This window comes from Brevundimonas sp. MF30-B, from assembly GCF_004683885.1.
In the GTDB taxonomy this organism is placed as follows: Bacteria; Pseudomonadota; Alphaproteobacteria; order Caulobacterales; family Caulobacteraceae; genus Brevundimonas.
In genome coordinates this window covers 1,097,868-1,124,032 of the sequence record NZ_CP038440.1, presented here as the reverse complement: position 1 = coordinate 1,124,032, position 26,165 = coordinate 1,097,868, and the positions used below count along the sequence as shown (strand labels likewise).

Here is a 26,165-nt window from a genome sequence, read left to right as displayed (position 1 = left end):
AGCGCGCACCTTGCCCACTGCTGGTGCATTGGGGTTACCCGCACGGGCTTGGTGGAGGCAACCCGCGGGAGCCAACTGCCGCCACATTCCTGCCCGGTTGTTACAATCTGGACACAGTTCACCACTTTTGAGGTGACGCTTGCGGTCGCCGGGCGGCTGGAGCATGTGTCTGGGTCTAGAGCGCGGCTATAGAAGCCGGGGTGTTGAGGGGAGTTCGTCCATGAGTTTTAAGCTGACCTTTCTAGCCGTGAGCGCAGCAGCGGCCATAGCCTTGGGCGCAACGCCTCAATCCGCGCACGCCAGCGGTGGCACGGCAGTGGAATCGAGTTCCGGCGGTGGTCAAAGTCGGGTGGGGCGAGCTCGACGTGAGGCGGCTGCCGCAGCCGTGGAAAGTGCTCGTGAGGATGTGCTGCAGGGCGCTCGCGAGGTAACTGCGCGCGCAGTGCAGGGTTGCGACGTGACCGATGCGCGCCTGCTAGGACGCGACGCTGAGCAACACCCCTACTATGAGGTCGCCTGCGCGAAGGGGCCGGGCTACCTGATCATCGCTTCCGAGCCCCCTCAGTCATCAGACTGTGTGCTGCTGGCCAGCCAGGCTGTCCGCGAGCGCGAGCGTAACCCGGAGGCCGACGTTGGCACCCAATGCACGCTGGAAAGCAACACGGACATCGTCCGAGTTATTGCCGACTACGCCCGTCAGGCGGGCGTGCCCTGCGAAGTGGACCAGGCCTTGGCGATCGGTCGCACTGAGGCTGGACTGGCGATGTACGAGGTCGGCTGCAACGGTGTTCAGGGCTATTGGGTCGAGCAGGTTTCAGACGGATTCGCAGCTTCTGAGTGCCTGCAAATCATCACGCAGAACTCCACCTGCCGCTTCACTACGGCCGCGGAGGGCGCCGCCAGCGTGAAGGCGATGCTTGCGGGATCAGAGGGCGCAGCCTGCGACGTCAATCAGGCGCGGTTCATCGGCGAGAACGCCAACGGCCGCTTCTATGAAGCCAAGTGCGCAGCCGGGAACGGACTGATCGCTCGCATCAAGGACACCGCCGTGCAGCAGGTTTATCCCTGCGAAACCGCCCAGCGCATCGGCGGCGGCTGCACCCTGACCCAGGTCGCCGCCGCTCCGGCGACGACCGAGCAGAACTAGGGCTTCATTCCCCCCGGAATGAACGAGGCCCGGCGGAGCGATCCGCCGGGCCTTTTGCTTGCCGCATTTGCCGACGCGATCTAGCGTCCGCGCCATGCGCATCGCCACCTGGAACGTGAACTCCGTCAACGCCCGCCTGCCGACCGTCCTGGCCTGGATGGAGGCGGCCCAGCCGGACGTCGCCTGCTTCCAGGAGATCAAGTGCGTCGACGAGAAGTTCCCGCGCGAGGCCTTCGAGTCGCTGGGCTACAATGTCGAGGTCCACGGCCAGAAGACCTACAATGGCGTCGCACTGCTCTCCAAGCATCCGGTCTCGGACGTGCGGCGCGGCCTGCCCGGCCACGAAGAGTCCGGCCTGGAGGGCGACGATGACCACGCCCGCTACATCGAGGCGGTGATCGAGGCGCCGCGCCCGATCCGTGTCGGCGGACTTTATCTGCCCAATGGCAATCCGATCGGCACGGCGAAGTTCGATTACAAGCTGCGCTGGATGGAACGGCTGAACGCCCACGCCCGCGACCTGCTGGCGCTTGAGGAAGCCTTTGTCCTGTGCGGCGACTATAACGTCATCCCCGAGGCCAAGGACGCCAAGACCCCCGACGCCTGGACCGGCGACGCCCTGTTCCAGCCCGAAAGCCGCCAAGCCTGGCGTGCGCTGAAGTGGCTGGGCCTGACCGACGCGCACGAAGCCGGCGGCGAGCCGGCCGGGACCTACACCTTCTGGGACTATCAGGCCGGCGCCTGGCAGCGCGACCACGGCATCCGCATCGACCACCATCTGATGTCGCCGCAGGCCGCCGACCGGTTCCGCGGCATCGAGACCCACCGGGACGCCCGCGACATGGAGAAACCTTCCGACCACGTCCCGGTCGTCATCGAGATCGAGGACTGAGCCATGGGCGAGGCGGTGCGCGCCGTCCTGCTGATCGGTCTGGCCGCGGCCCTGCTGACGACGGCCGCCCTGACCTTTTCCTGGTGGATGGAGCCGGCGCGCCGACTGCGCCGGGCCATGACCAAGGCCGTGGTCGGCCGCATCGAGACCGAAGCCTTCTCGCCCGCCGAGGGTCGAGCAGCCGTTCTGGATTTCGACGCGGGCCAGGTCGTCGTTCTGTGGGACCGAGGCTCCAACGGCCTGATTTACGGCTTCGAGGAGACCGAGGGCGGAGAGATCATCGTCGACGGCCACGTCGTCGCCCGCGTGCGGCGCGGCGAGGCGCGCAAGGCGCTGGATGTCATGGCGCCCGACGCCGAGCAGGTGGTGCTGCGCCTGATGTTCGCCGATCCGCGCAATCCCGAGTTCGAGTTGTCACTGTGGAACGCTGACCGCCCCGCCCCCACCAGCTCGCCGGCCGAGGCGCTGAGACTGGGGCGGCGCTGGCTTTCGCACATCGAGGCCCTGCTGAAGGCCTGACGGCCTTTCGTCCGCCACGCGAGAGGGCTAGAAGGCCGGCATTCCTGTAACGCCTGCCTGAGGAGGCCCGCCGTGGCCCGCCTTTTCGACGCCTACATCATCGCCGACTGGACCGCCGCCGAAACCAAGAAGCTGGGCGACCAGTCCGTCTGGATCGGCGTGGCCAAGCGCGACGTGCGCTTCCGCCTCTATGCCGAGACGCACAATGTGGCGACGCGCGCCGAGGGCGAAAAGCTGCTGCAGGCGCTGCTGGCCGATCACCGCAAGCGCGGCGACCGCGTGCTGCTGGGCCTGGACTTCAACTTCGGCTTCCCCGCCGGCACCGCCGAGCGGCTGAAGCTGGATGGGACGCCGTGGCAGGCGATGTGGAAGTTCCTGGCCGGCAACGTCGTGGACAAGGTCGACAACACCAACAACCGTTATCAGGTCGCCGCCAAGATGAACCGGCTGATGACCGATCAGCCCTGGCCCTTCTGGGGCGCGCCGGCCAAGCAGGCGCAACGCTGGCTGACCACGACCAAGCCGCCCGCCGGATCGGGCGCCGACATCCCCGAGTTCCGCGCCACCGAAGACGCCGCCCGCAAGGGCCGGCTGCAGCCCAAGAGCGTCTGGCAGATGCACGGCGCGGGCGCGGTTGGCGGTCAGACCCTGGTCGGCGTGCCCATGGTGCGCCGCCTGCTGGAGACACTAGGCCCGTCGGGCGCCGTCTGGCCCTTCGGCACCGGCTGGCGTGCGCTGGACGCCGCCGACGTCGAGCCGCTGTCGACCCTGGTGGTCGAGGTCTGGCCCTCGATGTTCGACACCAAGCCCCAGCCGGGCGAGTTCAAGGACCAGGCCCAGGTGCGCACGACGGCGGAGGCTTTCGCCCGCATGGACGAGACCGGCGCCCTGGCTCAGGCCTTCGCTCCGCCGAAGGGCGCCGACGAGGCCCTGATCGCCCGCGTTGAAGGCGAAGAGGGCTGGATCCTGGGGGCCTAGGCCGCCCCTGAAGCCGTCATCGTCGGACTTGATCCGACGATCCAGCTCCGTCGCCGGTGAGGTCCGAACGCCTGGATGCTCGGATCAAGTCCGAGCATGACGGCCAAAAGCCGCCTGCGTCAGATCGAGAAGCTGACGCCGCAGCCGCAGCTGGAGGCGGCGTTGGGGTTGCGGACCACGAACTGCGCCCCGGCCAGTTCGTCGACATAGGCGACTTCCGACCCCTTGAGGAACGGCACGGACACCGGATCGACCACGAGGGCGCGGCCGTGGGCTTGGATCACCAGATCGTCGGCGTCCGCCGCCTCGATCAGCTCCATCCGATACTGGAAGCCCGAACAGCCGCCGCCGTCGACCGCGACGCGCAGCATCAGCTCGCGGCCCTCGGCCTGGGACAGGGCGTCCAGCCGGCGCGCGGCGCTGTCGGCGAGCACGATGCCCTCGGGCGATCGCGGGGCGATCGTCAGCTTCAGTTCGGACGGGGCGGATTGGACGCTGCTCACGGGGCTCTATATGAGGGCGGCGCGGGCGTTCGCAAAGGGTCCGCGACCATTCAGGCCCGATCACTTGAGCCAGCCCGACCGCGCCCCTTACGCCGAACGTCCCGACGCCACGCGCGGGCGTCGCTTTCCAGAGGGCGCCAGCCGCACCCGCACCCCCTTCGCGCGCGACCGCGACCGCATCATCCACTGCACCGCCTTTCGCCGGCTGAAGGGCAAGACGCAGGTCTTCGTCGCGCATGAAGGCGACCATTACCGCACCCGCCTGACCCATTCGCTGGAGGTGGCGCAGATCGCGCGGTCGCTGGCCCATGCGCTGCGCCTGGACCTGGACCTGGCCGAGACCGTCGCCCTGGCGCACGACCTGGGCCATCCGCCGTTCGGTCACGCGGGCGAGGACGAGCTGCAGGCGCGCATGGCGGACTGGGGCGGCTTCGACCACAACGTCCAGACGTTCCGCGTCGTCACCAAGCTGGAGAACCGCTATCCGGCCTTCGACGGCCTGAACCTCAGCTGGGAGACGGTCGAGGGGGTCATCAAGCACAATGGTCCCGTGGCCCACCGTCTGGACGAGCCGGCCTGGCGCGCCATCGCCGAATACGCCGAGGGCTGGGACCTGCGGCTGGACACCTTCGCCTCGCTCGAGGCCCAGGTCGCCGCCATCGCCGACGACATCGCCTACAACAACCACGACGTGGACGACGGGGTGCAGGCGGGCCTGTTCACCCTGGACGACCTGGCCGACCTGCCGCTGATCGGGCCGGTGCTGGCCCAAGTGCGGCGCGACTGGCCTGAGATCGACGGGCGCATGACCCGTATGGAGGCCGTGCGGCGCATGATCGGCGTCATGATCGACGACGTCTTGGCCGAGACCACCCGTCGGATCGCCGAGCACGACATCGCCTCGCCCGAGGCCGTGCGGGCCGCCCCGCGCACTCTGGTGCAGTTCTCGGACGCCATGATGGCCGACCTGGGCGTGCTGCGGGCCTTCCTGCATCAGCGGATGTACCGCCACTATCGGGTCAATCGGATGCGCAGTCAGGCGCGGCGACGTCTGGCCGAGATGTTCGACCTGTTCCTGGCCGATCCCGGCGTGCTGCCGCCCGAATGGGCCGCCCGCGCGGTGGCCGACGACCCGGTGCGCAAGGCGCGCGCGGTGTGCGACTACATCGCCGGCATGACCGACGGCTTCGCCATTGAGGAGCATGGGCGGCTGTTCCGCCTCGACCTGCATCGCGATCTGTGATTCGTAGAACCGCGGGGGCGGGTTAGACTGGACGGCCGGCGCGACGATTCGCGGCCGGGCCTATGTGCGAGAGCCCCGATGTCCCACCACGACGACGACCGCTACAACCGCGACCGGGGCGCCTATACGCCGCCGACCGACGACGACCTGCCCTTCCGCCGCGGCGATTTCGACGCGCGGCGCGGCCCGGCGTCCAAGGCCCCGCCCGTGACCCTGATCGTCAGCGCCGTGGTGCTGCTGCTGCTCATCGTGGCCGTGGTGGTCTTCTATCGCTCGGGCGTGCGCTCCTCCACCGACGCGCCCGCAGCCGTCGGCTCGCCCGTTGGTGAGATGAAGGTCGAGGCCCCCATCGACGCCCAGCCGGTCGACCCAGAGGCCGACATCCGCGTCTATCGCGACGCCGGCGAGCCGACCGACGCCGCCCCCACCTTCACCCCCGGACCCGAAGCGCCCCAGCCGCGCCCCGAACCCCAGCCCCTGCCCGCCAATCCGCCCGTGACCGGCGGCGGCCTGGCCCCGGCGGCGCCCGCGCCCGCCGCGCCTGCCCCCGCCCGTCCGGCGCCCGCCACCCCGACTCCCGCGCCGGCGACCCCGCCCGCAGCGGCCGGCGGCGCCTCGGCGGTGCAGATCGGCGCCTTTTCCTCGACCGCCATCGCGGATCGCGAATACGCCACGGTCGCCGCCCGCTTCCCCGAGTTCGCGCGCGGCGCCGAGAAGCGCGTGCAGGAGGTCACCACTTCGTCGGGCTCGACCGTCTATCGCACCACCTTCACCGGCCTCAGCCGCGAGCGCGCCACCGCCTTCTGCAACGCGCTCAAGGCCGCCGGCCGCGACTGCCTGGTGCGGTAGGGGTTTGACCAGCGCCGCCATCTACGCCTGCTCGGGTCCGGTTCTGACCGAGGCCGAGCGCGCGTTCTTTTCGGATGTGCGGCCCTGGGGCTTCATCCTGTTTCGGCGCAACGTCGAAAGCCCCGAGCAGGTTCTGCGCCTGACCGAGGCCCTGCGCGACAGCGTCGGCTGGCGCGCGCCCGTCCTGGTCGATCAGGAAGGCGGCCGCGTCCAGCGGCTGGGGCCGCCCCACTGGCCGAAGTATCCGCCGGGCGACGCCTATCTGAAGGCGGCCAACGATCCCTTTACCGCGCGCGAGCTGGCCCGGCTGTCCGGCCGGCTGATGGCGCATGATCTCAAGGCCGTGGGCATCGACGTCGACTGCGTCCCTGTGCTGGACGTGCCCACGCCCGGCGCCCACGACATCATCGGCGACCGCGCCTATGCCCGCGATCCCGCGATGGTGGCCCGGATGGGCCGCGCGGTGGCCGAGGGCCTGCTGGCCGGCGGGGTCCTGCCGGTCATCAAGCACATGCCCGGCCACGGCCGCGCCTTCGCCGACAGCCACAAGGAGCTGCCGGTCGTCGACGCCGATCTGGACGCGCTCGACGCCTGGGACTTCGCCCCCTTCAAGGCCCTGTCCGACATGCCCATCGGCATGACCGCCCACATCGTCTTCGACGCCATCGACCCGAAACGTCCGGCCACCCAGTCGAAGACGGCGATCCGCCTCATCCGCGAGCGCCTGGGCTTCAACGGCCTGCTGCTGTCCGACGACCTGTGCATGAACGCCCTGTCCGGCACGCTTGAAGAGCGGGCCAGTCAGTCGCTGAAGGCCGGCTGCGACCTCGTCGTCCACTGGACCGGCGACATGGCCGAGATGCAGCAGGTCGCCTCTGGCGTGGGGCGCCTGAAGGGCAAGGCCGCCGCTCGCGCCGCCACTGCCCTGTCGCGCATTGTCCATACGCCCGAGCCGCTGGACCTGCCGGAGGCCCGCGCCCGCTTCGACGCGCTGCTGGCGGGCCGGCTTGACGCCGCCCGAGGCCCAGACGTGGGCGAGGCCCAGGCCTGAGCATGACCGACGCCTTTCAGCCCACGCTGAACTTCTCCGCCGTAGAGGAAGTCGATGCGCGCGAGGCGTTCGTGGTGGATCTGGATGGGTATGAAGGGCCGCTGCACGTCCTGCTGGCCCTCGCCCGCACCCAGAAGGTCGATCTGCTGAAGCTGTCCATCACGCGCCTGGCCGAACAGTATCTGGCCTTCGTGCACGAGGCGCGGCGGCTTAACTTCGCCCTGGCGGCCGACTACCTCGTGATGGCGTCGTGGCTGGCCTATCTGAAGTCGCGCCTGCTTTTGCCCCGCACCGAAAAGGCCCAGGCCGAAGAGCCCCCGGCCGAAGAGATGGCCGCCGCCCTCGCCTTCCGCCTGCAGAAGCTGGAAGCCATGCGCCGCTCGGTCGACGCCCTGATGGAGCGGCCCCAGCTGAAGCGCGACGTCTTCACGCGCGGCGACCCCGAGGCGACGGTGGTGATCCCGTCGGATCAGATCGACGCCAGCCTGTACGACCTGATGGCCGCCTATGTGACCCAGCGCCGCCGCGAACAGGCCCGCCATTACGCCCCCGGCCAGCGGGTCGAGGCCTTTCCGCTGGAGGCCGCACGCGACTGGCTGCGCGACCGCCTGCCCCGCCTGGACGCCTGGACGCCGCTGGAGCAGATCGCACCTCAAGCCAGCGTCGGGATCGAGCCGGAGGTCGAGGGACCCAGCCAGGCCAGCTATGTCGCCTCGACCCTTTCGGCCAGCCTGGAGCTGGTCAAGGAAGGCGCGCTGGACATGCGCCAGTCCTCGGCCTTCGCCGAACTGCTGCTGAAACGCCGAGGCCAGGGCCAGCCGCTGGAGCTGACGGGATGAGCCTGTCCTTCGCCCCCGATCCCGCCGAGTTGGAGCGTCGCGTCGAGGCCCTGCTGTTCGCCGCCGCCGGGCCGTTGTCTCTCGCCGACATCGCCGCCCGCCTGCCGGAGGGCGCCGATGCCGAGAGCGCCGTGCGCGCGTTGCAGGCCCGCTATGCCGATCGCGGGGTGGTGCTGGACGCGGTGGCCGGGCGTTTCCGCTTTCGCACGGCCGAGGACCTGTCCTTCCTCATGACCGATCAGCGCGAGGAGCCTCGGCGCTTGTCCAAGGCCGCGCTCGAGACCTTGTCGATCATCGCCTATCACCAGCCCTGCACCCGCGCCGAGGTCGAGAGCGTGCGCGGCGTCTCGATGTCGCGCGGCACCCTGGATCTGCTGCTCGAGATGGGCTTTGTGCGCCTGCGCGGGCGTCGCCGCACGCCAGGCCGGCCCGTAACCTACGGCACCACCGACCATTTCCTGGAGCATTTCGGCCTGGCGTCGCTGATCGATCTGCCGGGCGCCGCCGAAATGAAGACCGCCGGCCTGCTGGACCTGTCCCTGCCCGCCGGCTTCGAAGTCCCCAACCCCGCCCGCGCCGACGACGGCGACGACGAGCCCCCGCCCGACGCCGAAGACGCGCCGGAGTTCGCCCAGGATTTCGTGAGCGTGGATCCCGAGACCGACGCCTGACGCCGCGCAGGTAGAGGCGTAGACAGCCTGATCCGCATTTCAGACTTTCTTGAGCTTTGCGAGCGATCCTGAGGGGGTTCGCCTCACGGGCGTTCGCCAGCCGGGTCATTCGGATGAAGATCGTTACACTGCTGACCGCCGCCCTCGTCCTTGCGGGCGCCATGGCGACCTCGGCGACCAGCCAGTCAAGCGGCGTGCACGTCGAGATTGACCGTTCAACCCGGGTGAGCCTGCGTGCGCCGGCCGCCTCCGTCATCGTGGGCAACCCCGCGATCGCCGATGTCACGGTGGTGGACGCAAACACGCTCTTCATCACAGGCAAGGGCTATGGGGTCACCGAAGTGGTGGCCGTGGACCCGATCGGCCGGACGGTGTTTCAGAGCCCGATCGTGGTGACGGCGGGCGCCAACAATGCGGTCCGCGTGTGGCGCGGCGGCCGCGCAACGGAAATGGCCTGCGCCGGATCGTCGTGCGCGCCGTCGGTGCGCGCCGGCGGCGGCGTCGGCTCAGAGGCCCCCTGAGCCGTAGATGCGTCGGGTGATGAAGAGCCGTCGATCGACCGGGCGCAACCGACGCGAGGGGGCGGCCGCCGTTGAGTTCGGCATCGTCGCCCTGCCGTTCTTCTTCATGATGTTCGCCATCTTCGAGATTGGGATGGTGTTCGTGACAAGTTCGCTGCTGGAGAACGCGACGCTCGAGACGGCGCGGCTGGTGCGGACCGGACAGGCGTCGACCCGCAACTTCGATCAGGCGGCTTTCAAGGCCGAGATGTGCGGCAGGATGAGCATCTTCGCCGGAGACTGCGAGGGCCGCGCCCAGGTGGATGTGCGCGAGGTGCCGCGCTTCGGCAATCCCGTTCTGCCGGATCCCATGGCGGGTGGAACCTTCGACACCAGCCAGATGACCTACGCCAACGGCCAGCCGGGCAGCCTGATGGTGGTGCGGGCCTGGTACCAGCAGCCGCTCGTCACTCCTTTTCTCTCGCAGGGCCTATCTCGCCTCAACAACGGCAAGGCCATGCTGACGGCCACCACCGCCTTCCGCAACGAGCCTTGGGGCTGGGGAACGGGAACCAACCCATGACCGCCCTGCTTCGCCGCCTGCGACGAGATCAGAGAGGCCTGTCGGCCGTAGAGTTCGCTCTCCTGGCCCCGATCATGGTCTTCTTCTATTTCGGCCTAGTCGAATTCTGCCAGGGCTATATGGCGCAGAAGCGCATGGGGCACGTGGCGTCGCAGGTCGCCGACCTCGTGGCTCAGTCGGATTCCGTGACCGGCGCCCAGGTGGATGACATTTTCAGCATCGGCGCCCTCATCATGCGCCCCTTCACCGCGAGCGGTCTGACCCAGCGGGTCAGCAGCGTGACTCGAGACTCCTCGGGGGTGGCCAAGGTCGACTGGAGCCGCGGGTCGGGGGAGGACGCGCTCGAACGCAACTTCGTCGTAACGGGGATACCGACGGGCCTCATCGGCAATGGTGAAAGCCTGATCATGGCTGAAGCCACCTACAACTACAGATCCCCGGCCAACTATCTGATGCCGGGACTGACCAAGTTTTCGCAGCGGTACTATCTGCGGCCGCGGACCGTGAACCAGGTCGCCTACAGCGAATAGGATCCGATCAGCGCCTCGCGAAGCGCGCGAATCTTGGCCTCCGTTTCGTCGGCCTCCGCATGCGGGTCGCTGTCGGCGGTGATGCCTGCGCCGGCCAGGGTCCGATAGGTCCAGCCGTCGGCCCCGCGCTCGAAACCGGCGGTTCGGATCAGGACCGACGCCGCAAGCCGCCCCTCGTCGTCCAGGTGAAACAGGCTTCCGCACCACGGGCCGCGGGGCGGCTCCAGGTCCGCGATCACCTTCATGGCTTGATGCTTGGGCGCCCCTGTGATCGACCCGGGCGGAAATGCGGCCTGCAGCAGGTCGGCCGCCTGGACCTCTGCGCGCGCCCGGGCCGAAACGGTCGAGACCAGATGGTGCACGGTGGGCAAGCGCTCCACCGCGAAAAGCCTATCGACCGTGACCGAACCCGGCTCAGACACGCGCGCCAGATCGTTGCGCATCAGATCGACGATCATGAGGTTCTCGGCTCGATCCTTGGCGCTGTGGGCCAGGGCGTGGGCCTCGGCGGCGTCGGCGGCGGCGTCGGCCCGTCGCGGGCGGGTGCCCTTGATAGGCCGCGTCTCGATGCGTCGACTAGCCGGATCGAAGGTCAGGAAAAGCTCCGGCGAGTTCGAGACCAGGGCCCGGTTGTCCAGTCGCCAAGCGGCCCCATAGGCGGATGCACGCCCGGACTGCAGCCTGAAGAAGGCGTCGATCGGATCAGCGTGGGCCTTTAGTCGTCCGCTCCAGGCGCGAGCGATGTTGGCCTGAAACAGCTCGCCTTCGCCGATGCGGCGCACCACCTGCGCGACCGCCTGACGGTACGCATCCGCCGACACCTCCTCAAGCCAGGTTTCGGCGGGCGCGCGCACTGTGTTCATTCGTTCCGACCGATCCAGCCAGGTTTCGGCCATCGCCCGCGCGCAACGCGCGGCTGTCTCGTCGATCCCGTGACCGATCGCAGTCAGGCGGCGCGTGTGATGGTCGAACCTGAGCCAGGCGGGATAGCGGCCAAGGATCAGGTCGGGCCAGCCGCCGCCCCGGTCCCCTGTCGCCGGGCGGGCGCCGACGTCATAGGCCGCCAGCCCTGCAACGCCGCGGGACCAGAGGGGATCGCGAAGGGCTGCGAACAGATCGCCTCGGACCCGGTCGCAGATCTCGATCCGTTCAGGCTGCGCCGTGAGCCAGGAGTATCGGCCGAGAGGACCGCCGTCGGACATCAGCAGCAGCGCGCCGGGCGCTGGAGCCAGCCCTGCCGCCACGGCCTGAGGATCGCGCCAAGCCAGCTGGCGCCGATCGGTCGCCGTCCACAGGCTCATTCCACCAGCCGCTCGATCAGGCGCGTCCGCAAGGCGTCGTCCACGCCGAGCGCCCGTTCAGCATAAGCGTCCAGGTCGCCATGACGAGCTTCGACCGCCGCGAAGGCGGTGTCCAGATAGGCGGCGTCCACACCCAGAAAGGCGACGACCGCGTCGTTGGATGGGCGCCGGCCGGTCATTCGCTCGATCTGCAGGGCGATCGCCGGAGCGCGACCCACCAGGCCCACCGCGCGATTGGTCTCCAGATAGTCGGCGATCAGCGGCTCGCGCTTCACACCGAGCAGGTGGAGCGTCAAGGCCGCCAGAACCCCGGTCCGGTCCTTGCCCGCCGCGCAGTGGATCAGCACCGGCCGGTCGCTGTCGGCCAGGCGCCGAAAGTATCGCGAGAAGACGTCGATGTGCGCCGGATCGAACATGAGGGAGGCGTAGGTCCGGGTCATGAAACGGCGGCCCGCTTCTGCGGTCAGGTCTCCCGACTTCAGAAAGGCCAGGTGTGGCGCCTCGGCGCCGTCGTCGACCCCGCCCTCGATGATCAGCCCCTCGAAGTCCGGCGGCCGGCGGCTGGGCTGGTCCCGGCGCTCCCCGGGGCGGCGCAGATCCACGACGCAGCCGAGGCCGAGCGCGCCGAGCGTAGCCAAATCGCCTTCGGTCAGGCGCGCCTGATGCGCCGCGCGAAAAAGCCGTCCCTTGCGGACGCGGCGGCCGTCCGCCGTCGGATGGCCGCCGAAGTCGCGAAAATTGTCCAAGGCCTCGAAGGCGTGCAGGCGGTCGCTCATGACCGCCTGCTTAGTCCGCGCATCCAATGCGTCAAAGTCAGTTCGTGGGCATAAGGGAGGACAGGGCGTCGAGATAGGCGACGAAAGCCTTGCGCCCCGGCTCGGTGAGGCGCGCCCGCGTCAGGGGCTTCTTACCCTGAAAGCTCTTGTCTATGGCCACGAAACCGGCGTCCTCAAGCTTCCTAAGATGGACGGACAGATTGCCGTCCGTCGCCTGCAGCCGTGTCTTGAGATCGTTGAAGTCCGCCGTACCGGCCGTCGAGAGATAGGCCATGATGCCCAGTCTGACGCGACCGTGAATGACGTCATCGATGCGACCGATGTCGAAATCGTCGGCCATGCTCAGATCACCTCGGCCGGTTCCTGACGCATCAGGATCAGGCCGGGGATCAGCGCGACAGCCATCAGCATCCCGGCGAAGACCAGATAGACCCAGACCGTATGAGACAGGGCGCCGAACAGCACCGCGCCGCCGAAGGAAACCAGGGCCACCAGGTTCATCCACTTCAGACCGCTCATGGCGGCGGCGACCAGCCAAGCGGTTCCGTAGGCGGCGAACACCAGGGACGGCATCAGGCGCATCGGCGTCCAATCGCCGGTGGAGAAGCCCACGGCCATCATCGACAGCCAGACCGTGAAGATCAGATAGCCCACGCCGGACCAGGCCACGCCTATGGCCTCGTTGCGCACTGTGCTGGCTCCCGGCTTGGTCTTCACATTGCGGATCAGGAAGACCAAGGCGACGGCGAAGGCGGCGCCCGCCGCCAACCAGACCCACAGCTGAGCCCAGGGGTTGACGTCGACCAAGCCGCTCTGGATCGCCCACTGCGCCACACTGGCGCCGCCGAAAATCACCGCCGCAGTCACCAGGAAAGGCCCGTTCAGAGGCGGAGCGTGGCGCCCCTCCTGAGCCAGGGCGCGGATGTAGGCGATGTCGTCTTGCGCTTGGGGCGCTGTTTGGTGAGCAGCCATGTCGACCTCCCGTCGTTGATGGCGCAACATTGCATCAAGTACTTTGCGTTGTAAAGCGATTTGTTTGGACACATCTGTTGGCCTTGCCTATGCGTCGGACATGCGCACCAGCTTCCACAGCATAGCCTATGCGGCGCTCGACGCTTGCAACGCCCTGGAGATGTCCTCGGTCGATCAGGCGGTGGCCCAGACCGGCCTCCCGGCAGGAAGACGCGCCCTGGACATCGGGTGCGGCAACGGCGCGATCGCCGTTCGGCTGGCCGAAAGGTTCGGGTTGGACGTCACGGCCATCGAATTGGATCCCGCCATGGTCGCACTGGCCCAGGCGCGAATCGGCGCCTCTCCGGCCTCGGCGCGCGTCGCCCTGAACCAGGGTCGGTCAGGAGAGACGCTGGAGACTCACGCGCCTTTTGACCTGATCGCCGCCATCGGCGCGACCGACCCTGTCGGGGACGGCCGCCTGGACCCCGCCGACGTGTTCCGCGGTCTGCGCCGAGGCCTGGCGCCGGGCGGCTGGCTGCTGTGGGGCGATCTGGTCTGGACGGCCTCGCCGCCTGACCCGCTCCGCCAGATCGTGGAGCTGACCAACACCTACGCCTCCGACGAGGGTTGGCGATCTGCGGCCGAGGGCGCCGGCCTGGACGTCGTCAGCGCCGTCATGTCATCGGACGAAACCTGGGCCCGCTACATCGCCGCCATGGATCAAGCCGTCAGCGCTTGGCTGGAAACCCATCCCGACGACGAGGCCACGCCGCGCGTGCAGGCGACCGCCGACCGGATCCGCGCCCTGTTCGAGTTCGGCCGACCCTATTTCGGCTTCGGCCTGTATCTGCTGCGCAGCCGCTGAGGCGACGCCCGCCCCGCCGCCTTATCTGAACGGCGGCTCGTCGAAGGCGCGCAGCTTGCGGGAATGCAGACGCGACCCCTCCTGGCGCAGCAGGTCCACGGCCCGGATGCCGATCTGCAAATGCTCGGAGATCGAGCCCTCGTAGAAGCGGTTGGCCTGACCCGGCAGCTTGATCTCTCCATGCAGCGGCTTGTCCGAGACGCACAGCAGCGTCCCGTAGGGCACGCGGAAACGATAGCCCTGGGCGGCGATGGTGGCGCTTTCCATGTCGATTGCGACAGCCCGGCTCTGGTTGAATCGCAGCGCCGACTTGGAATAGCGCAGCTCCCAGTTCCGGTCGTCCGTGGTGACCACGGTGCCGGTGCGCAGGCGCCGCTTGACCTCTTCGCCCGGCGCCCCGGACACGATCTTGGAGGCGTCGTACAGCGCGCGCTGGACCTCTGCGATCGAGGGGATCGGAATGTCCGGCGGCAGCACAGCGTCGAGCACGTGGTCGTCGCGCAGATAGGCGTGGGCCAGAACATAGTCGCCGATGGTCTGGCTGGGACGCAGGCCGCCGCAGTGGCCGATCATCATCCAGACGTGCGGGCGCGTGACCGCCAGGTGGTCGCAGATGGTCTTGGCGTTGGACGGGCCCACGCCGATGTTGACCAGGGTGATGCCCTCGGCGCCCGGCGCGGTCAGGTGATAGGCCGGCATCTGGTGCTTCTTCCAGGCCGAGTCCGAGATGGCCGTCTGCGGGTCCGCCGTCTCGGCGGTGATCACCAGTCCGCCCGCGCACGACAGGGTCTGATACGGGCTGTCGGGATCGCGCACCTGTTCGATGGCCCAGCGCACGAACTCGTCGACATAGCGGTTGTAGTTGGTGAACAGGATGTAGCTCTGCACATCGTCGACCGGCGTGCCGGTGTAGTGCTTCAGCCGCGCCAGCGAGAAGTCGGTGCGCAGGCCGTCAAACTGCGACAGGGGGAAATCCTCGCCCAGGTCGAACAGGCCGTCGGAGATCTCGTCGCCGATATGCGCCAGATCCGTCGTCGGGAAATACCGGGCGATCGAGGCGGTTTGCGATCGGTCCAGCGCCACGTCGGAGCCGTCCAGCACATAGGGGAAGGGAATTTCCTGCTCGGACGGCTCGACCTCGAAGGTCGCGCCATAGTCCTGCTGAAGCAGGGTCAGCTGTTCGATCAGATAGGGTCGGAACAGGTCCGGCCGCGTCACCGTGGTCGAATAGACGCCCGGCCGCGACAGGCGGGCATAGGCCCGCGTCTCCAGATTGGCCGGCCGCTCGCCGAACCAGCTGATCTTCAGTTGGGGATAGGAGAAGAGGCCCTTGGCCCGGGCCTGGGGGTCGGCGCGCTGACCGGTGTCCAGGAAGATCTTCACCGCCCGGCGCAGATTGGCCACGGCGTCATCATAAAGGGTTTGCAGGCGGTCCAGCGCCGCCTCGGCTGTCATCAGTTCTGTCATGGCCTCCTCTAGACCATTATCGTCTCGGATCAATCCGCAGCCAGTCAAATGCTCCGAATTGATGCTGCGGCGACCCTTCCGCATTCAAGTGCGAAACCGCGGCCGGCCCGACCTCCATCTCTAGCGAAGCTTGGTGACCTGGATAAGACGGCTTGACGGTCTGGCCCGCAGCCCGCTTCCTGAAGATAGGAGGCACCCGTGTTCAGACCCGCGCCCATCATTTTGTCGACACTCGTCCTGTCCCTCGCCGCTCCGGCCGTGGCCGATGTCCGCGTCGCCGACGCGGGTGGGTTCAAGATCGGCGGGTCAATCGTGATTGCGGCCTCTCCCGCAAGGGTCTGGACGGCGCTGGTCCACCCTGACGATTGGTGGAGCCGCTCCCATCGCTGGTTCGCCGGGTCTCGACTGACCCTGGACGCGACGCCGGGTGGGTGCTGGTGCGAAGTTGCTCAAGATGGCGGCGGCGCGCGACACCTCAGCGTGGCCATGGTCCAGCCGGAACGAAGGCTGGTGCTGCACGGGGCTCTGGGTCCTCTGAACACCTTGGGCGTCTCGGGAGCGTTGGACATTGTCCTGACACCGACCGAGACTGGAACCTCGCTGGAATGGACCTATTCCGTCGGCGGTTTCGCCGAAGGCGGGCTGCAGGCCTGGGCGGCGCCGGTGGATGCCGTGCTTTCAGCCCAGATTCAGGCCCTCGGGATCAGAGCCGAAGCGCCCTGACCCTAATCTCTTCTGAACACACGCGACGCGGCCCAGCCGGTGAACGCCGCCAGGAACACGCAGAGAAGACCATAGGTCCAGGGTCGGCGATGGGCGAACTCATAGATGTCGCGCTCCAGCCCGACCTTCTCGACCGTCAGGGTCAGATTGGACACCGAGACGGGCGCTCCCTCTTGAAACAGCCACACCTCCGCATGATAGCGGCCCGTTGGGGCCACCGTCGGCAGCTTGACCTCGGCGCGGAACAGGCCGCGATCGACGAATGACACGCCTTCGGGATCGGTCGCGTAGAGGGCCGCCGCCTCTCTCAGCCGGATCACGGCGCGCCGCCAGTCCAGATAATCGTCGCCCAGCCGGCTGACGACCACGTCGCGAACGCCGTAGCGGGTGACGGTGCGGGCCTCTTCAGGCGCGTCGATGCGCAGGTGATCGACCCCCACCCCCAGGCGACGCAGCTGGCCGAAATCCGTGATGTCGCTGAGCGGCCGGGTTGAGGCCGTCATGTAAAAGCCGGGCGCGCCCTCGAACAGCACGGGCCGGCTGTTCAGCCAGACACCCATGTTGCGCGTCTTCTTGACCAGGCGCACCGGCGCGTCGGGGCCTCTGACAACGACGACCACATCGGCCGGCTGGGGGGTTGGATTGAACACCGCGCCGTACAACACGATCGAAGCGCCGGTGAAGCTGGAGTCGACCTGGACCCGGGCGTCGGTCAAGGCGGCGGCGACCCGCACCTCGTCCAGCGTCGCCTGAGAGCGTTCCGGAGCCGGCGCCTCTGCCACCGGCGGCGTGGGAGGGAGGACCTGGAACATCATCAGTCCGCGATCCCCGGCGCCAACAGGAAAATGTCGCTGGGCCGCACGAACAGCTCCAGCCCCATCTGGATGCCGACCAGCAGGACGATCAGGCCCAGCACCGCGCGAAGCTCCTCGGCCCGGAAGCGGCCCGAGTATTTGGCTCCCATCTGCGCTCCGACAACCCCGCCCAGCAGCAGTATGGTCGACAGGACAATGTCCACAGTCTGATTGCGCCCGGCCTGAAGCACGGTCGTGATGGCGGTGGTGATGATGATCTGGAACAGGCTGGTGCCGACCACGACGCTGGCCTTCATGCGCAGCACGTAGAGCATGGCCGGAACCAGAATGAAGCCGCCGCCGACCCCCATAATGGCCGACAGAATGCCCGCGAACACGCCCAGGCCGAAGGGCGGGATGGCCGAGATGTAGAGGCCTGAACGAGGAAACTTCATCCGCAGCGGAAGCCCGTAAAGCCACATGGGCCGACGTCGATCCTTGCGCGGCGGCGTTTCGCCCCGTATCCGGCGCAGAATCTGCGTCAGGCTCTCGTAGAGCATCAGCGAGCCGATCGAGCCGAGGAACAGCAGATAGGCCAGGGCCACCACCAGATCCGCCTGGCCGAGCAGGCGCAGGTAGCGGAACAACTCAACGCCCAGCAGCGCCCCCAGAACGCCGCCCAGCGCCATAACCCCGCCGATGCGATAGTCGACCATCTTCTGACTGGTGTACCGGATGACGCCGGACGTGGAGGATGCGACCACATGACTGGCCTGGCTGGCCACCGCCACCGTAGGCGGAATGCCCAGGAAGACCAGGATCGGCGCCATCAGAAAGCCGCCGCCGATGCCGAACAGGCCCGACACGAACCCGACCACCGCCCCCAGGATCACCAGGGTCGGCCAGTTCACCGAAACCTCGGCGATCGGCAGATAGATGTCCAAAGGGCGCGCCTTCGGCTGGACGGTGAACACTACGCGCCGAAAGGCGACTGATCGGTCTTAGAGGCGCGGCGCGCGCCGCGCCACAGGCGGCGTCAGCCTTTCAGCGGCTCCGCCTGAAAATCGTCGGCCGCGCGACGCGCGGCCTGGCGCGCCTGCGGGGTGGCCGAAGGCGTCAGGCGTTCCAGCCCGATCTGGGCCTGCTGGTCGCCGCCGCGGGCGGCAATCGCATACCACTTGAGCGCCTCGGTGGGATTGGCCGCAACACCCTGCCCGTCCTCATAAATCTTGGCGAGGTTGTACTGGCTGTCGACAAGCCCCTGCTCGGCGGCCTTTTTGAGCCAACTGACGGCCTCCGCGCGATTGGCCGGCCCGCCCACGCCGTCAAACAGATACATGGCGTAGGCGTGCATGCCCTTGGCGTCCCCGCCTTCGGCGGCCCGCTTCGCCCACAGCCGCGCCTCTGGCCGATCCATCGGCGCACCGTCCCGGCCCTGCTGATACAGACCCGCCAAGTGGAGCTGAGCGGGCGGATACCCCAGGTTGGCGGCGCGCTTGAGCGTCTCCAGGGCCGTCGGGTCGCCCTCAGTCAGAAGGCGGGCGGCGCGTGCATACAGATTGGCGCCCTCAGCCGGATCCAGCGCCGGCGTGGCCGTAACCGAGGCCAGCGCCGCCACTGGCGCCGCGTCGCCCGGCGCAGGCGCGGTGGCGTCCTGAGCTTGAAGAACCTGCGACAGCCCCTGCGGCATGGGCAGTCCGAACTCGCCCGCCACCCGGGCGTATCCATAGCCGCCGGCCGTAACCAAAGCCGCGGCGGCTGAGACCGCCAGGGCGCGCCGAACAGTCGATCCCTCCTTCGCCGCCTGGCGGTCAAGCCTCTCCTGCAACTGCGATTTACCGCCGCGCTTCAGCCCGAAACCGCTTCGCGCATCCTCAGCCGGCCCGGCCATGGCCGCCCGCGCGGCCTGAACGGCGTCGATGGTCGACACCGACTCAGTCCCGCTGGCGGCGCGGCCGGCGGCTGCGGCGGCGCGCAGAGCCTCGCGGTCGACGTACTCGGCGTCGGCCGCGTCGGCGGCGTAGTGCGTTTCGACAGTGTCGAAGTCGTCTTCGATTGCGGCCTCGATCGAGGGCGCCGTGGCGGGATCGAGAGCGCCGAAAGGCCCTTCGCCGAACGCAGCCGGCGCGGCCTGGTCGTCCAGGTTTTCAGGGCTTTCTAGATCGGACTGCGGTGATGGCTCCGCCACGAAGACATCCGGCTCGTCGCCGACCTCCAGGCCTGCGGGGAACGGCTGGGGGGGCTCGTCCGACAGGGGATCGCGAGACCAGTCGGCCGTGGGCGACATCGGCTCGAAGGCGTCCTCCGGGAAGGCTGCGGCGCGCCAGTCGGCCACGGGCGGCGCGGCCGGCCGAGACGTCCGTCGCTCTATGCTTTCGCGCGCCTCGGCAAGCAGCCGGGCGGTGCGCTCTTCGGACTGACGCATGCGTTCAGCCAGCTCGCCAGACGTGCGGTCGTGGCGTTGCTCGATCTTCTCCGAGCGATCCGCCAGTCGACGGCCGATGTCATCCAGCGCCTCCGCCGAGCGACGTTCCGACTGGGCGATGCGCTCGCTCAGGCGGTCCGAGATGCGCGTGATCTCGCCGCCCAGACGCTCCAGCGCCTGGGCATGACGTTCGTCGCTGGCGGCCAGCCGCTGATCCACCGTCTGGGCGTGACGGGCGAAATCGCGATCGATTCGAGCCGACAGGGCTTGGGTCAGTTCCGTCAGATCGACGCCGCCGGCCGACCGCTCGACCCTCTCGACGCGATCGTCGAGGTTGCGCGCAATGCGCATGATCTCGCGGCCCATGGCCTCGACGGCGGCGACGGAGCGCTGCTCGGCGGCGCGCGCCTGATCGGCCATGGAAGAGACCGCGCGCTCGATGCGGTCCATGCGGCCTTCGGTCTCGGCCGTGTCCAGCCGCCGCAACAGCTCAGCTCGGCTGCTCTCCACTTGTCGAGTGAGGCTTTCAGCCAGCTTTTCGAACCGGGCGCCCTCGGGTTCGCCCCGCCCTTCCGCCAGACGAACACGCGCGTCCAGATCACCGAAAGACCGTTCGAGCTGGCGCAGGGCCTCGGTGGTGCGCGCCTGCGCCTGGTCCAGCCGCTGACCGATATGGGCGAGCGCATCGCTTTCCGAGCCTGCGGCCGTGGTCTTCTCGACCGCGTCCAGACGCTGGCGCAGCTCCATCACGCCCGTGCGTTGGCGCTCTTCGATATCGTAGAGCCGGCTGGACAGCCCCCCCAGAGAGGCCTCGACCTTTCCGAAGGCTTCCGTTGTATGCGGGCCTGTCTCCTGCTCGAAGCGGCGCAGACGACGGTGGCCCTCTCTCAACTCCTGGGCGATGTCGTCAATTCGACGGCCCGATTCCTGAGCCAGGACATCTGCGCCGTCCAGCCGACGAACCAGACCGGCCACAGCCTGATCGACGCCCTGTATGGCGACGGTCGCGCGACGTTCCGAAGCCTCCAGTCGCGCGCCGATGGCCTCGATCGAGGCGCCAAGCCTCTGCACCGTCTCGTCGGATACTCCGTAGGCGTCCTCGAGCCGGCGGCTACGGCCCCGGCGCTCATGGACCTCGACGTGGGGACGACGGGCCAGCGGCACCACGTCGTCATCGTCATTGTCCTCCATGATCATGGAGTTGAGCCATTCGCCCAGCGTCATGCCTGACCGGCGCGCCAGGTCCTTGGCGACTTCGCGCGCCTTGGGATCGATACCCTTCACGCTCCACGGCGCGGCTGCGGTCACTGATTCGCCTCCCGACCCATGGCAAGGACGCTAACCGGCAAGATGCGGGGTGTAAACGCGCGGTTAACCCCAATATCTAGCGCCGATCCGGCATTCCTGTGGACACCTGTCCCGCCGGTTCCGTTCTTCGCTCCGGCGTGGTTAACGCGCCTTTAAGATTAACCCCTGCGAAAGATTTCCTTGCGCGGGGCCGCAAGCAGCGCCAAACGCCCGCCGATGTCCGGCCCAATGACTTTCGCTCTGTTGATCGCCGCGCTCGCCCTCGCCGGCTTTTCGGGATGGCGTGGGGCGCGCGAGCCCGATCCGTTGCGTGGGCCGCGGCTGGTGCCCTGGCGCTTCTTGATGCTGCTGAGCGCGGCTCTGGCCCTGCTCCTGCTCATCCACGCCGCACGCCTGGCGGTCGGGGCCGAATAGCGGAACCGCGACGCCAGCCGTCGGTTTGATCCTGGCCCCCGAAACGGAGAGACCGATCATGACCGACGACACCCTGACCCCTCAGGACGCCGAAAAGGAGTTCTGGCGCAGCCTGAAGGAGTTCAACACAGGCATGCTGGGCCTGGATCGTCCGGGCGCCCACAGCCAACCCATGACCGGCTTCGGCGAGCCGGAGACCGGCTCGATCTGGTTCTTCACCCGTAGTGACACGGATTTGGCGCGTGACATCGGAGGCGGCGCCCAGGCGGGCATGTTCACCTATCAGTCGAAAGACCAGGAGGTGCAGGCCTGCATACATGGCTCCATGACACTCGAGCATGACCGTGAGCGTATCGACCAATACTGGAATCCGGTCGTGGCGGCTTGGTATCCGGACGGCAAGGACGATCCCGCCCTAACCCTTATCCGCTTCGACGGAGACGACGGGCGCGTGTGGGTGTCAAAGAAGGGCCCGCTGGGTTTCGGCTTCGAGGTGCTGAAGGCCAATCTGACCAAGTCGCAGCCCGACGCTGGCGGAGTGTCGGACGTGGTTCTCGACTAGATCCCGCTGTATCGCGGCCGGAATAATCAAGCGGCCGCCGCATCGACGGCGTCGGCGTCCGTGACGCGGTTGCGGCCGCCTCTCTTGGAGGCGTAAAGCGCCTCGTCCGCCCTTTCGAGAAGCGCGGAAGCGTTTTCGCCCAAGCGATGCTGCGCCAAGCCGGCTGAGATTGTGATCGCGCCCAGTTCGTCGTTGGTCGACCGCCGGCGAAGGGCGCGGCTGCTGATCTCCTTGCGGGCCGCCTCGAGCGCCTCCATGACCTTCATGCGGTTCTCGGCCGGGAAGATCAGGGCGAACTCCTCGCCACCGTAGCGGGCCGCCACGCGCGGATGGCGCGCCAGGCGATTCAGCACGCTGGCGACATAGCGCAGCACCTGGTCACCGGTCTGGTGGCCCCAGGTGTCGTTGAAGCGCTTGAAATGGTCGATGTCGACGACAGCCAACGTCAGCGGGCGCTGCGAGGCGTCCGCCTCCGCGCAGGCGCGGACCAGTTGTTCATCGAACGCCTTGCGGTTGGCCAGATTGGTCAAGGCGTCGGTCATGGCGTCGCGCCGCGCCTGCTCAAGATGTTCACGCAGCCGGGCGATCTCCCGGGTCGAGGTGTCGAGCCGTTTTTCCAGGCCCGCGGTCTCACGCTGCACCTTGCGGGTGGCGCTCGACAGTCCAGCGACGATCTTCTTGAGCCGCGTGGAATCCACCGAAGCGCTCATGCTGCGCCCCGCGTCGGCCAGGGTGGCACCGTAGTCGGAATGGGTGCGATACGCAGCCGCGATCGCCTCAGCCACCGTGCGCAACTCGCGATCAAGGACCACGCCGGCGTCGCGGATTTCTTCAGACAGGCGGCCGCGCGGCAGATACTCGGCGGCGAGCATTTCAGCGGTCGATTCGCTGAAGGGTTCGCCCGCGCCCAACACCCGCTGAATCTCGCGGCCTAGAGGACCTTCAGGATCACCCAGATAGTGCAGCCACAGTTCGAAGTTCAGCGGCGTCGGCCAGACCCCGGCCTGTTCCATCTCGTTGATGACGCGGCGGGCCAGACCATACGCTTCCGGGCCCCGCACTGCGGTTTCGACCTGAGTGGTCATGAACAGTCCTCGCCGCGCGCCGGAACAGACGCGACGACGAGCGTAGATCAGCTTCCGTAACGGCGGGTTAAACGCGCCGCCTCGGCAGGTTGAATTCAACCCTTGATTAGCACCGGACGCCGCAGGAAGGCCGGTATGTCGTCACCGAAGCCGCGCGCGTTCTGGCGTTCGGGCTCGGGCTGGCGCTGCTCGCCGCGACGGTCGGACTGACGCAGCTGAGGGGCCTGGACCGGACGAGCCGGGGCGGAAACCGGCGCGGCCTGTTCGGTTGCGGCGACTTCGACCGGAGTCGCATCGGCGGCCGGCTTGCGGCGCGAGCGGCCGCGCTTGGGCGCCGGCGCCTCGGTTTCGATCGAGGGGGCGGCTTCGATCGCCGCGACAGGCGCGGCTTCGGCCGGGGCGGCCTCGGCGCGCGGCTTGCGGTCGCGCCCGCCGCGTTCGCGGCCGCGTCCACGACGCTCGTCGTCACGCGGCCGGTCCTTGATCGAGGCGAAATCGATGCCGTCCAGCGCCAGTTCGACCGGGTCCTTCTTGATCAGCTTCAGCACCTTGTCCAACGACTTGTCGTCGGCGGGAGTGACGATCATGAAAGCCTGGCCCAGCTTGCCGGCGCGACCCGTGCGGCCGATGCGGTGCACATAGTCGTCGGCGTGGTGCGAGACGTCGTAGTTGAAGACGTGGCTGACGTCGGGGATGTCCAAGCCGCGCGCTGCGACGTCGGACGCCACCAGGATCTTCAGCGCACCCGAGCGGAAGTCCGCCAGGGTCTTGGTGCGCAGCGACTGGTCCAGATCGCCGTGGATCGGCGCGGCGTCGAAACCGTGAGTCTTCAGCGACTTGGCGACAATGTCGACCTCGCTCTTGCGATTGCAGAAAACGATGCCGTTCTTGACGTCCTCGCGACCGACCAGGGCGCGCAACGCCGTGCGCTTGGCCTTGGGGTCCGAGGTCGGGATGCGCACCACATACTGGGTGATGGTGTCGGCGGTCATGGCCGGACGCGAGGCCTCGATCCGGGTCGGATCCTTGAGGAACTGCGTCGTCAGCCGGGTGATCTCGGGCGGCATGGTGGCCGAGAAGAACAGGGTCTGGCGCTTGGGCGGCGTCAGTTTGAAGATCTTTTCGATGTCCGGGATGAAACCCATGTCGAGCATGCGGTCAGCTTCATCAACGACCATGATCTCGACGCCGTTCAGCATCATCTTGCCGCGTTCGAACAGGTCGATCAGGCGGCCGGGCGTCGCGATCAGAACGTCGACGCCCTTGTTCAGCGCCGCGACCTGGTCGCCCATGGAGACGCCGCCGATCAGCAGCACCCAGTTCAGCTTGGTGCCCTTGGCGTATTTGGCGAAGCTCTCGGCGACCTGGTCGGCAAGCTCGCGGGTCGGCGCCAGCACCAGGGCGCGCGGCATCCGGGCGCGGGCACGTCCCGAGGCGAGGCGGTCGACCAGCGGCAGGGTGAAGGCCGCCGTCTTGCCGGTGCCGGTCTGGGCGATGCCCAGCACGTCGCGGCCGGCGAGCGCCACCGGAATGGCCTGGGCCTGAATGGGGGTGGCGGTGGTGTAGCCGGTGTCGGCGACGGCCTGCAGGGTCGTGGGCGAAAGGCCCAGTTGGGTGAATTCAGTCATGAAACCTATGGGAACGAAGGGTCGCGTTGCGGACCTCGGAACCGCCCAAATGTTCAGGGGCGAACGGGCGGCGCGCATCGCAGACCTGTCCCGGGGTTGGGGCGCATATAGAAGCCCCTAGGAAATAGTCAAGTATTCCGCCCGATCAGGCCGCGTCGAAAACCGGCAGCTCCTTGACGCGCGGCGCCGACATCAGCGCCTGCACGAAGTCGTCGCGCCAGATCGACACGTCGGTGTCGCGCACCACCTTCATCAGCGCTTCCCATTTCCGAATGCGTTCGGCCAGGGGCATGGTCAAGGCGTTCTTGATGGCGTCCGACAGCTCTTCGCGGCTGAACGGATTGACCAGCAGGGCCTCGCCCATCTGCTCGGCCGCGCCGGCGAAGCGCGACAGGATCAGCACGCCGGGATCTTCCGGGTTCTGGGCCGCCACATATTCCTTGGCGACCAGGTTCATGCCGTCGCGCAGAGGTGTCACCAGACCCACTCGCGCGGCGCGATAGATGCCCGCCAGCTGGTCGCGGCGGTAGGTGCGGTTCAGGTAGCGGATGGGCTGCCAGTCCATGTCGGCGAACTCGCCGTTGATCCGCCCGGCCAGGGCGTCCAACCGCCCGCGAATGTCCTGGTAGGTGTCCACGTCGTCGCGCGAGATCGGCGTCACCTGCAACAGGAAGACGTCGCCGCGCATGGACGGATTGTTGTGCAGGAACTGCTCATAGCCCAGCAGACGCTGCTCCAGACCCTTGGAGTAGTCCAGCCGGTCCACCCCCACGATCATCGAGCGGAAGACCGCGGACGCCGCCATCCTGTCGTAGGTGCGCGCGCCCAGGGTCGAGTTTCGCGCCTCCAGGAAGCCGTCGACGTCGATGCCGATAGGAAAGACGCCGACCTGCACCTGACGGCCGAAGCATTCCAGCCCGTTCTCGCCGGTCACATCGCCCTTGGCCTCGCTGACCACATAGTCGGTGAACAGGTCCATCCACTCGCGGGTGTGGAAGCCGATCAGGTCGAAGTCGAACAGGCTTTCGACCAGCCGCCGATGATACGGCAGGGTCACCAGCAGCTGGCGCGCCGGCCACGGCGTATGCAGGAAAAAACCGATGCGGTTGGTCACGCCCAACCGCCGCAGATCCCGGGCCAGCGGGATCATGTGATAGTCGTGAATCCAGATCAGGTCGTCGGGCTCGATCAGCGGCGCCAGCACCTCGGCGAAGCGCGCATTGGTCCGCTCGTAACCCTCGCCGAAGCTGCGCTCATAGGCGGTCAGGTCCACCCGATGGTGGAACAGCGGCCACAGCGTCTTGTTGGCGTAGCCGTTGTAGTATTCGTCGACGTCCTGGGCTTCCAGATCGACCAGGGCGACGGTGACGCCGGCGCGATCCTCGAACTTGGCCTCGGGCTTGAAGGTCTCCACCGTCTCGCCCGACCAGCCGAACCAAAGGCCGTCGTATTTGCGAAGGGCGGCGGACAGGGCCATGGCCAGTCCGCCCGCCGATCCGGCGGCGGGGTCCTTGGGCGCGGAGACCCGGTTCGAAACGACGATCAGACGCGACATGGC

Annotated in this window: 28 protein-coding genes; 16 read left to right on the top strand and 12 right to left on the bottom strand. The window is 68.0% G+C overall.

What is annotated here, in order from left to right; all coding sequences use genetic code 11:
• The first annotated feature begins 220 nt into the window (after positions 1-220).
• From E4M01_RS05670 to E4M01_RS05655, 4 genes are all read left to right on the top strand, one after another.
• A complete protein-coding gene (locus E4M01_RS05670) occupies positions 221-1,147 on the top strand; it encodes a hypothetical protein (RefSeq protein ID WP_245158159.1) in 927 nt (308 codons plus the stop codon).
• Between the two features lie 94 nt (positions 1,148-1,241).
• A complete protein-coding gene (gene xth, locus E4M01_RS05665) occupies positions 1,242-2,039 on the top strand; it encodes an exodeoxyribonuclease III (RefSeq protein WP_135061820.1) in 798 nt (265 codons plus the stop codon).
• A 3-nt stretch (positions 2,040-2,042) separates the two neighbouring features.
• The gene (locus E4M01_RS05660) at positions 2,043-2,558 is read left to right on the top strand and encodes a hypothetical protein (protein WP_135061821.1); all 516 of its coding nucleotides are present in this window, start codon (positions 2,043-2,045) and stop codon (positions 2,556-2,558) included.
• Between the two features lie 72 nt (positions 2,559-2,630).
• Positions 2,631-3,536, top strand: coding sequence for a cobalamin biosynthesis protein CbiG (locus E4M01_RS05655; protein WP_135061822.1), 906 nt, complete (start codon positions 2,631-2,633; stop codon positions 3,534-3,536).
• 119 nt (positions 3,537-3,655) lie between these two features.
• Here E4M01_RS05655 and erpA read toward each other — a convergent pair whose 3' ends face one another.
• Entirely contained in the window at positions 3,656-3,997 is a 342-nt protein-coding gene (erpA, locus tag E4M01_RS05650) for an iron-sulfur cluster insertion protein ErpA (protein WP_245158206.1), read from the bottom strand.
• 106 nt (positions 3,998-4,103) lie between these two features.
• Between erpA and E4M01_RS05645 the strand changes: the two genes are divergently transcribed.
• From E4M01_RS05645 to E4M01_RS05610, 8 genes are all read left to right on the top strand, one after another.
• On the top strand, positions 4,104-5,282 hold the full coding sequence (locus E4M01_RS05645; protein ID WP_245158160.1) for a deoxyguanosinetriphosphate triphosphohydrolase: 1,179 nt from the start codon (positions 4,104-4,106) through the stop codon (positions 5,280-5,282).
• Between the two features lie 78 nt (positions 5,283-5,360).
• On the top strand, positions 5,361-6,131 hold the full coding sequence (locus E4M01_RS05640; protein ID WP_135061825.1) for an SPOR domain-containing protein: 771 nt from the start codon (positions 5,361-5,363) through the stop codon (positions 6,129-6,131).
• A gap of 4 nt (positions 6,132-6,135) precedes the next feature.
• A complete protein-coding gene (nagZ, locus tag E4M01_RS05635) occupies positions 6,136-7,182 on the top strand; it encodes a beta-N-acetylhexosaminidase (RefSeq protein ID WP_135061826.1) in 1,047 nt (348 codons plus the stop codon).
• Positions 7,183-7,184: 2 nt separating this feature from the next.
• On the top strand, positions 7,185-8,021 hold the full coding sequence (locus tag E4M01_RS05630; protein ID WP_135061827.1) for a ScpA family protein: 837 nt from the start codon (positions 7,185-7,187) through the stop codon (positions 8,019-8,021).
• Entirely contained in the window at positions 8,018-8,692 is a 675-nt protein-coding gene (gene scpB, locus E4M01_RS05625) for an SMC-Scp complex subunit ScpB (RefSeq protein ID WP_135061828.1), read from the top strand. The genes E4M01_RS05630 and scpB overlap by 4 nt, the downstream gene beginning before the upstream one ends.
• Positions 8,693-8,805: 113 nt before the next feature.
• Complete coding sequence (locus E4M01_RS05620; RefSeq protein WP_135061829.1) at positions 8,806-9,213, top strand: pilus assembly protein N-terminal domain-containing protein; 408 nt, start codon at positions 8,806-8,808, stop codon at positions 9,211-9,213.
• Between the two features lie 7 nt (positions 9,214-9,220).
• The gene (locus E4M01_RS05615; protein WP_135061830.1) at positions 9,221-9,775 is read left to right on the top strand and encodes a TadE/TadG family type IV pilus assembly protein; all 555 of its coding nucleotides are present in this window, start codon (positions 9,221-9,223) and stop codon (positions 9,773-9,775) included.
• Entirely contained in the window at positions 9,772-10,305 is a 534-nt protein-coding gene (locus E4M01_RS05610) for a TadE/TadG family type IV pilus assembly protein (RefSeq protein WP_135061831.1), read from the top strand. The genes E4M01_RS05615 and E4M01_RS05610 overlap by 4 nt, the downstream gene beginning before the upstream one ends.
• Here the strand turns inward: E4M01_RS05610 and E4M01_RS05605 are convergent.
• Genes E4M01_RS05605 through E4M01_RS05590 form a run of 4 tightly spaced genes read right to left on the bottom strand, consistent with a single transcriptional unit; the run spans position 10,293 to position 13,354 of the window.
• Positions 10,293-11,606: an anthranilate synthase component I family protein gene (locus E4M01_RS05605; RefSeq protein ID WP_135061832.1), complete on the bottom strand. Its 1,314-nt coding sequence runs from the start codon at positions 11,604-11,606 to the stop codon at positions 10,293-10,295. The genes E4M01_RS05610 and E4M01_RS05605 overlap by 13 nt on opposite strands.
• The gene (locus E4M01_RS05600; RefSeq protein ID WP_135061833.1) at positions 11,603-12,382 is read right to left on the bottom strand and encodes a tyrosine-protein phosphatase; all 780 of its coding nucleotides are present in this window, start codon (positions 12,380-12,382) and stop codon (positions 11,603-11,605) included. The genes E4M01_RS05605 and E4M01_RS05600 overlap by 4 nt, the downstream gene beginning before the upstream one ends.
• A 37-nt stretch (positions 12,383-12,419) precedes the next feature.
• The gene (locus E4M01_RS05595; protein WP_135061834.1) at positions 12,420-12,722 is read right to left on the bottom strand and encodes a transcriptional regulator; all 303 of its coding nucleotides are present in this window, start codon (positions 12,720-12,722) and stop codon (positions 12,420-12,422) included.
• Positions 12,723-12,724: 2 nt separating this feature from the next.
• Positions 12,725-13,354 carry a hypothetical protein gene (locus E4M01_RS05590; protein WP_135061835.1) on the bottom strand — a complete coding sequence of 210 codons (630 nt, stop codon included), beginning with the start codon at positions 13,352-13,354 and terminating at the stop codon, positions 12,725-12,727.
• A gap of 64 nt (positions 13,355-13,418) precedes the next feature.
• On the opposite strand from E4M01_RS05590, the gene E4M01_RS05585 reads away from it, so the two are divergent.
• On the top strand, positions 13,419-14,201 hold the full coding sequence (locus tag E4M01_RS05585; RefSeq protein ID WP_135280318.1) for a cyclopropane-fatty-acyl-phospholipid synthase family protein: 783 nt from the start codon (positions 13,419-13,421) through the stop codon (positions 14,199-14,201).
• Positions 14,202-14,222: 21 nt separating this feature from the next.
• On the opposite strand, the gene E4M01_RS05580 is transcribed toward E4M01_RS05585, so the two are convergent.
• Positions 14,223-15,668, bottom strand: coding sequence for an AMP nucleosidase (locus tag E4M01_RS05580; RefSeq protein ID WP_135061837.1), 1,446 nt, complete (start codon positions 15,666-15,668; stop codon positions 14,223-14,225).
• 198 nt (positions 15,669-15,866) lie between these two features.
• Between E4M01_RS05580 and E4M01_RS05575 the strand changes: the two genes are divergently transcribed.
• A complete protein-coding gene (locus tag E4M01_RS05575) occupies positions 15,867-16,391 on the top strand; it encodes an SRPBCC family protein (protein ID WP_135061838.1) in 525 nt (174 codons plus the stop codon).
• A gap of 2 nt (positions 16,392-16,393) precedes the next feature.
• On the opposite strand, the gene E4M01_RS05570 is transcribed toward E4M01_RS05575, so the two are convergent.
• The 3 genes from E4M01_RS05570 to E4M01_RS05560 form a co-directional block, all read right to left on the bottom strand.
• Positions 16,394-17,206, bottom strand: coding sequence for a TIGR02186 family protein (locus E4M01_RS05570; protein ID WP_245158161.1), 813 nt, complete (start codon positions 17,204-17,206; stop codon positions 16,394-16,396).
• Complete coding sequence (locus tag E4M01_RS05565; protein ID WP_135061839.1) at positions 17,206-18,129, bottom strand: sulfite exporter TauE/SafE family protein; 924 nt, start codon at positions 18,127-18,129, stop codon at positions 17,206-17,208. The genes E4M01_RS05570 and E4M01_RS05565 overlap by 1 nt, the downstream gene beginning before the upstream one ends.
• Positions 18,130-18,221: 92 nt before the next feature.
• A complete protein-coding gene (locus E4M01_RS05560; RefSeq protein WP_245158162.1) occupies positions 18,222-20,918 on the bottom strand; it encodes a hypothetical protein in 2,697 nt (898 codons plus the stop codon).
• A gap of 228 nt (positions 20,919-21,146) precedes the next feature.
• Between E4M01_RS05560 and E4M01_RS05555 the strand changes: the two genes are divergently transcribed.
• Together E4M01_RS05555 and E4M01_RS05550 are read left to right on the top strand one after the other, a co-directional pair.
• The gene (locus E4M01_RS05555) at positions 21,147-21,332 is read left to right on the top strand and encodes a hypothetical protein (protein WP_245158163.1); all 186 of its coding nucleotides are present in this window, start codon (positions 21,147-21,149) and stop codon (positions 21,330-21,332) included.
• Positions 21,333-21,390: 58 nt separating this feature from the next.
• A complete protein-coding gene (locus E4M01_RS05550) occupies positions 21,391-21,894 on the top strand; it encodes a pyridoxamine 5'-phosphate oxidase family protein (protein ID WP_135061841.1) in 504 nt (167 codons plus the stop codon).
• A gap of 26 nt (positions 21,895-21,920) precedes the next feature.
• Here E4M01_RS05550 and E4M01_RS05545 read toward each other — a convergent pair whose 3' ends face one another.
• The 3 genes from E4M01_RS05545 to E4M01_RS05535 all read right to left on the bottom strand — a co-directional run bounded on the left by E4M01_RS05545 (position 21,921) and on the right by E4M01_RS05535 (position 26,162).
• Positions 21,921-22,979, bottom strand: a complete 1,059-nt coding sequence (locus tag E4M01_RS05545) for a GGDEF domain-containing protein (RefSeq protein ID WP_135061842.1) — start codon at positions 22,977-22,979, stop codon at positions 21,921-21,923.
• A gap of 95 nt (positions 22,980-23,074) precedes the next feature.
• Positions 23,075-24,607, bottom strand: a complete 1,533-nt coding sequence (locus E4M01_RS05540) for a DEAD/DEAH box helicase (RefSeq protein ID WP_135061843.1) — start codon at positions 24,605-24,607, stop codon at positions 23,075-23,077.
• A 145-nt stretch (positions 24,608-24,752) separates the two neighbouring features.
• Positions 24,753-26,162, bottom strand: coding sequence for a trehalose-6-phosphate synthase (locus E4M01_RS05535; RefSeq protein ID WP_135061844.1), 1,410 nt, complete (start codon positions 26,160-26,162; stop codon positions 24,753-24,755).
• Positions 26,163-26,165 lie beyond the last annotated feature (3 nt).

Excerpts from the sequence above, each read along its gene's own strand:
- E4M01_RS05605 (WP_135061832.1), bottom strand. The coding sequence starts at position 11,606 with ATGAGCCTGTGGACGGCGACCGATCGGCGCCAGCTGGCTTGGCGCGAT.
- E4M01_RS05540 (WP_135061843.1), bottom strand. The coding sequence starts at position 24,607 with ATGACTGAATTCACCCAACTGGGCCTTTCGCCCACGACCCTGCAGGCC.
- E4M01_RS05590 (WP_135061835.1), bottom strand. The coding sequence starts at position 13,354 with ATGGCTGCTCACCAAACAGCGCCCCAAGCGCAAGACGACATCGCCTAC.
- E4M01_RS05600 (WP_135061833.1), bottom strand. The coding sequence starts at position 12,382 with ATGAGCGACCGCCTGCACGCCTTCGAGGCCTTGGACAATTTTCGCGAC.
- E4M01_RS05550 (WP_135061841.1), top strand. The coding sequence starts at position 21,391 with ATGACCGACGACACCCTGACCCCTCAGGACGCCGAAAAGGAGTTCTGG.
- E4M01_RS05535 (WP_135061844.1), bottom strand. The coding sequence starts at position 26,162 with ATGTCGCGTCTGATCGTCGTTTCGAACCGGGTCTCCGCGCCCAAGGAC.
- scpB (WP_135061828.1), top strand. The coding sequence starts at position 8,018 with ATGAGCCTGTCCTTCGCCCCCGATCCCGCCGAGTTGGAGCGTCGCGTC.
- E4M01_RS05570 (WP_245158161.1), bottom strand. The coding sequence starts at position 17,206 with ATGATGTTCCAGGTCCTCCCTCCCACGCCGCCGGTGGCAGAGGCGCCG.
- E4M01_RS05595 (WP_135061834.1), bottom strand. The coding sequence starts at position 12,722 with ATGGCCGACGATTTCGACATCGGTCGCATCGATGACGTCATTCACGGT.
- E4M01_RS05615 (WP_135061830.1), top strand. The coding sequence starts at position 9,221 with ATGCGTCGGGTGATGAAGAGCCGTCGATCGACCGGGCGCAACCGACGC.
- E4M01_RS05620 (WP_135061829.1), top strand. The coding sequence starts at position 8,806 with ATGAAGATCGTTACACTGCTGACCGCCGCCCTCGTCCTTGCGGGCGCC.
- E4M01_RS05580 (WP_135061837.1), bottom strand. The coding sequence starts at position 15,668 with ATGACAGAACTGATGACAGCCGAGGCGGCGCTGGACCGCCTGCAAACC.
- E4M01_RS05660 (WP_135061821.1), top strand. The coding sequence starts at position 2,043 with ATGGGCGAGGCGGTGCGCGCCGTCCTGCTGATCGGTCTGGCCGCGGCC.
- E4M01_RS05545 (WP_135061842.1), bottom strand. The coding sequence starts at position 22,979 with ATGACCACTCAGGTCGAAACCGCAGTGCGGGGCCCGGAAGCGTATGGT.
- xth (WP_135061820.1), top strand. The coding sequence starts at position 1,242 with ATGCGCATCGCCACCTGGAACGTGAACTCCGTCAACGCCCGCCTGCCG.
- E4M01_RS05670 (WP_245158159.1), top strand. The coding sequence starts at position 221 with ATGAGTTTTAAGCTGACCTTTCTAGCCGTGAGCGCAGCAGCGGCCATA.
- E4M01_RS05630 (WP_135061827.1), top strand. The coding sequence starts at position 7,185 with ATGACCGACGCCTTTCAGCCCACGCTGAACTTCTCCGCCGTAGAGGAA.
- E4M01_RS05610 (WP_135061831.1), top strand. The coding sequence starts at position 9,772 with ATGACCGCCCTGCTTCGCCGCCTGCGACGAGATCAGAGAGGCCTGTCG.
- E4M01_RS05640 (WP_135061825.1), top strand. The coding sequence starts at position 5,361 with ATGTCCCACCACGACGACGACCGCTACAACCGCGACCGGGGCGCCTAT.
- E4M01_RS05555 (WP_245158163.1), top strand. The coding sequence starts at position 21,147 with ATGACTTTCGCTCTGTTGATCGCCGCGCTCGCCCTCGCCGGCTTTTCG.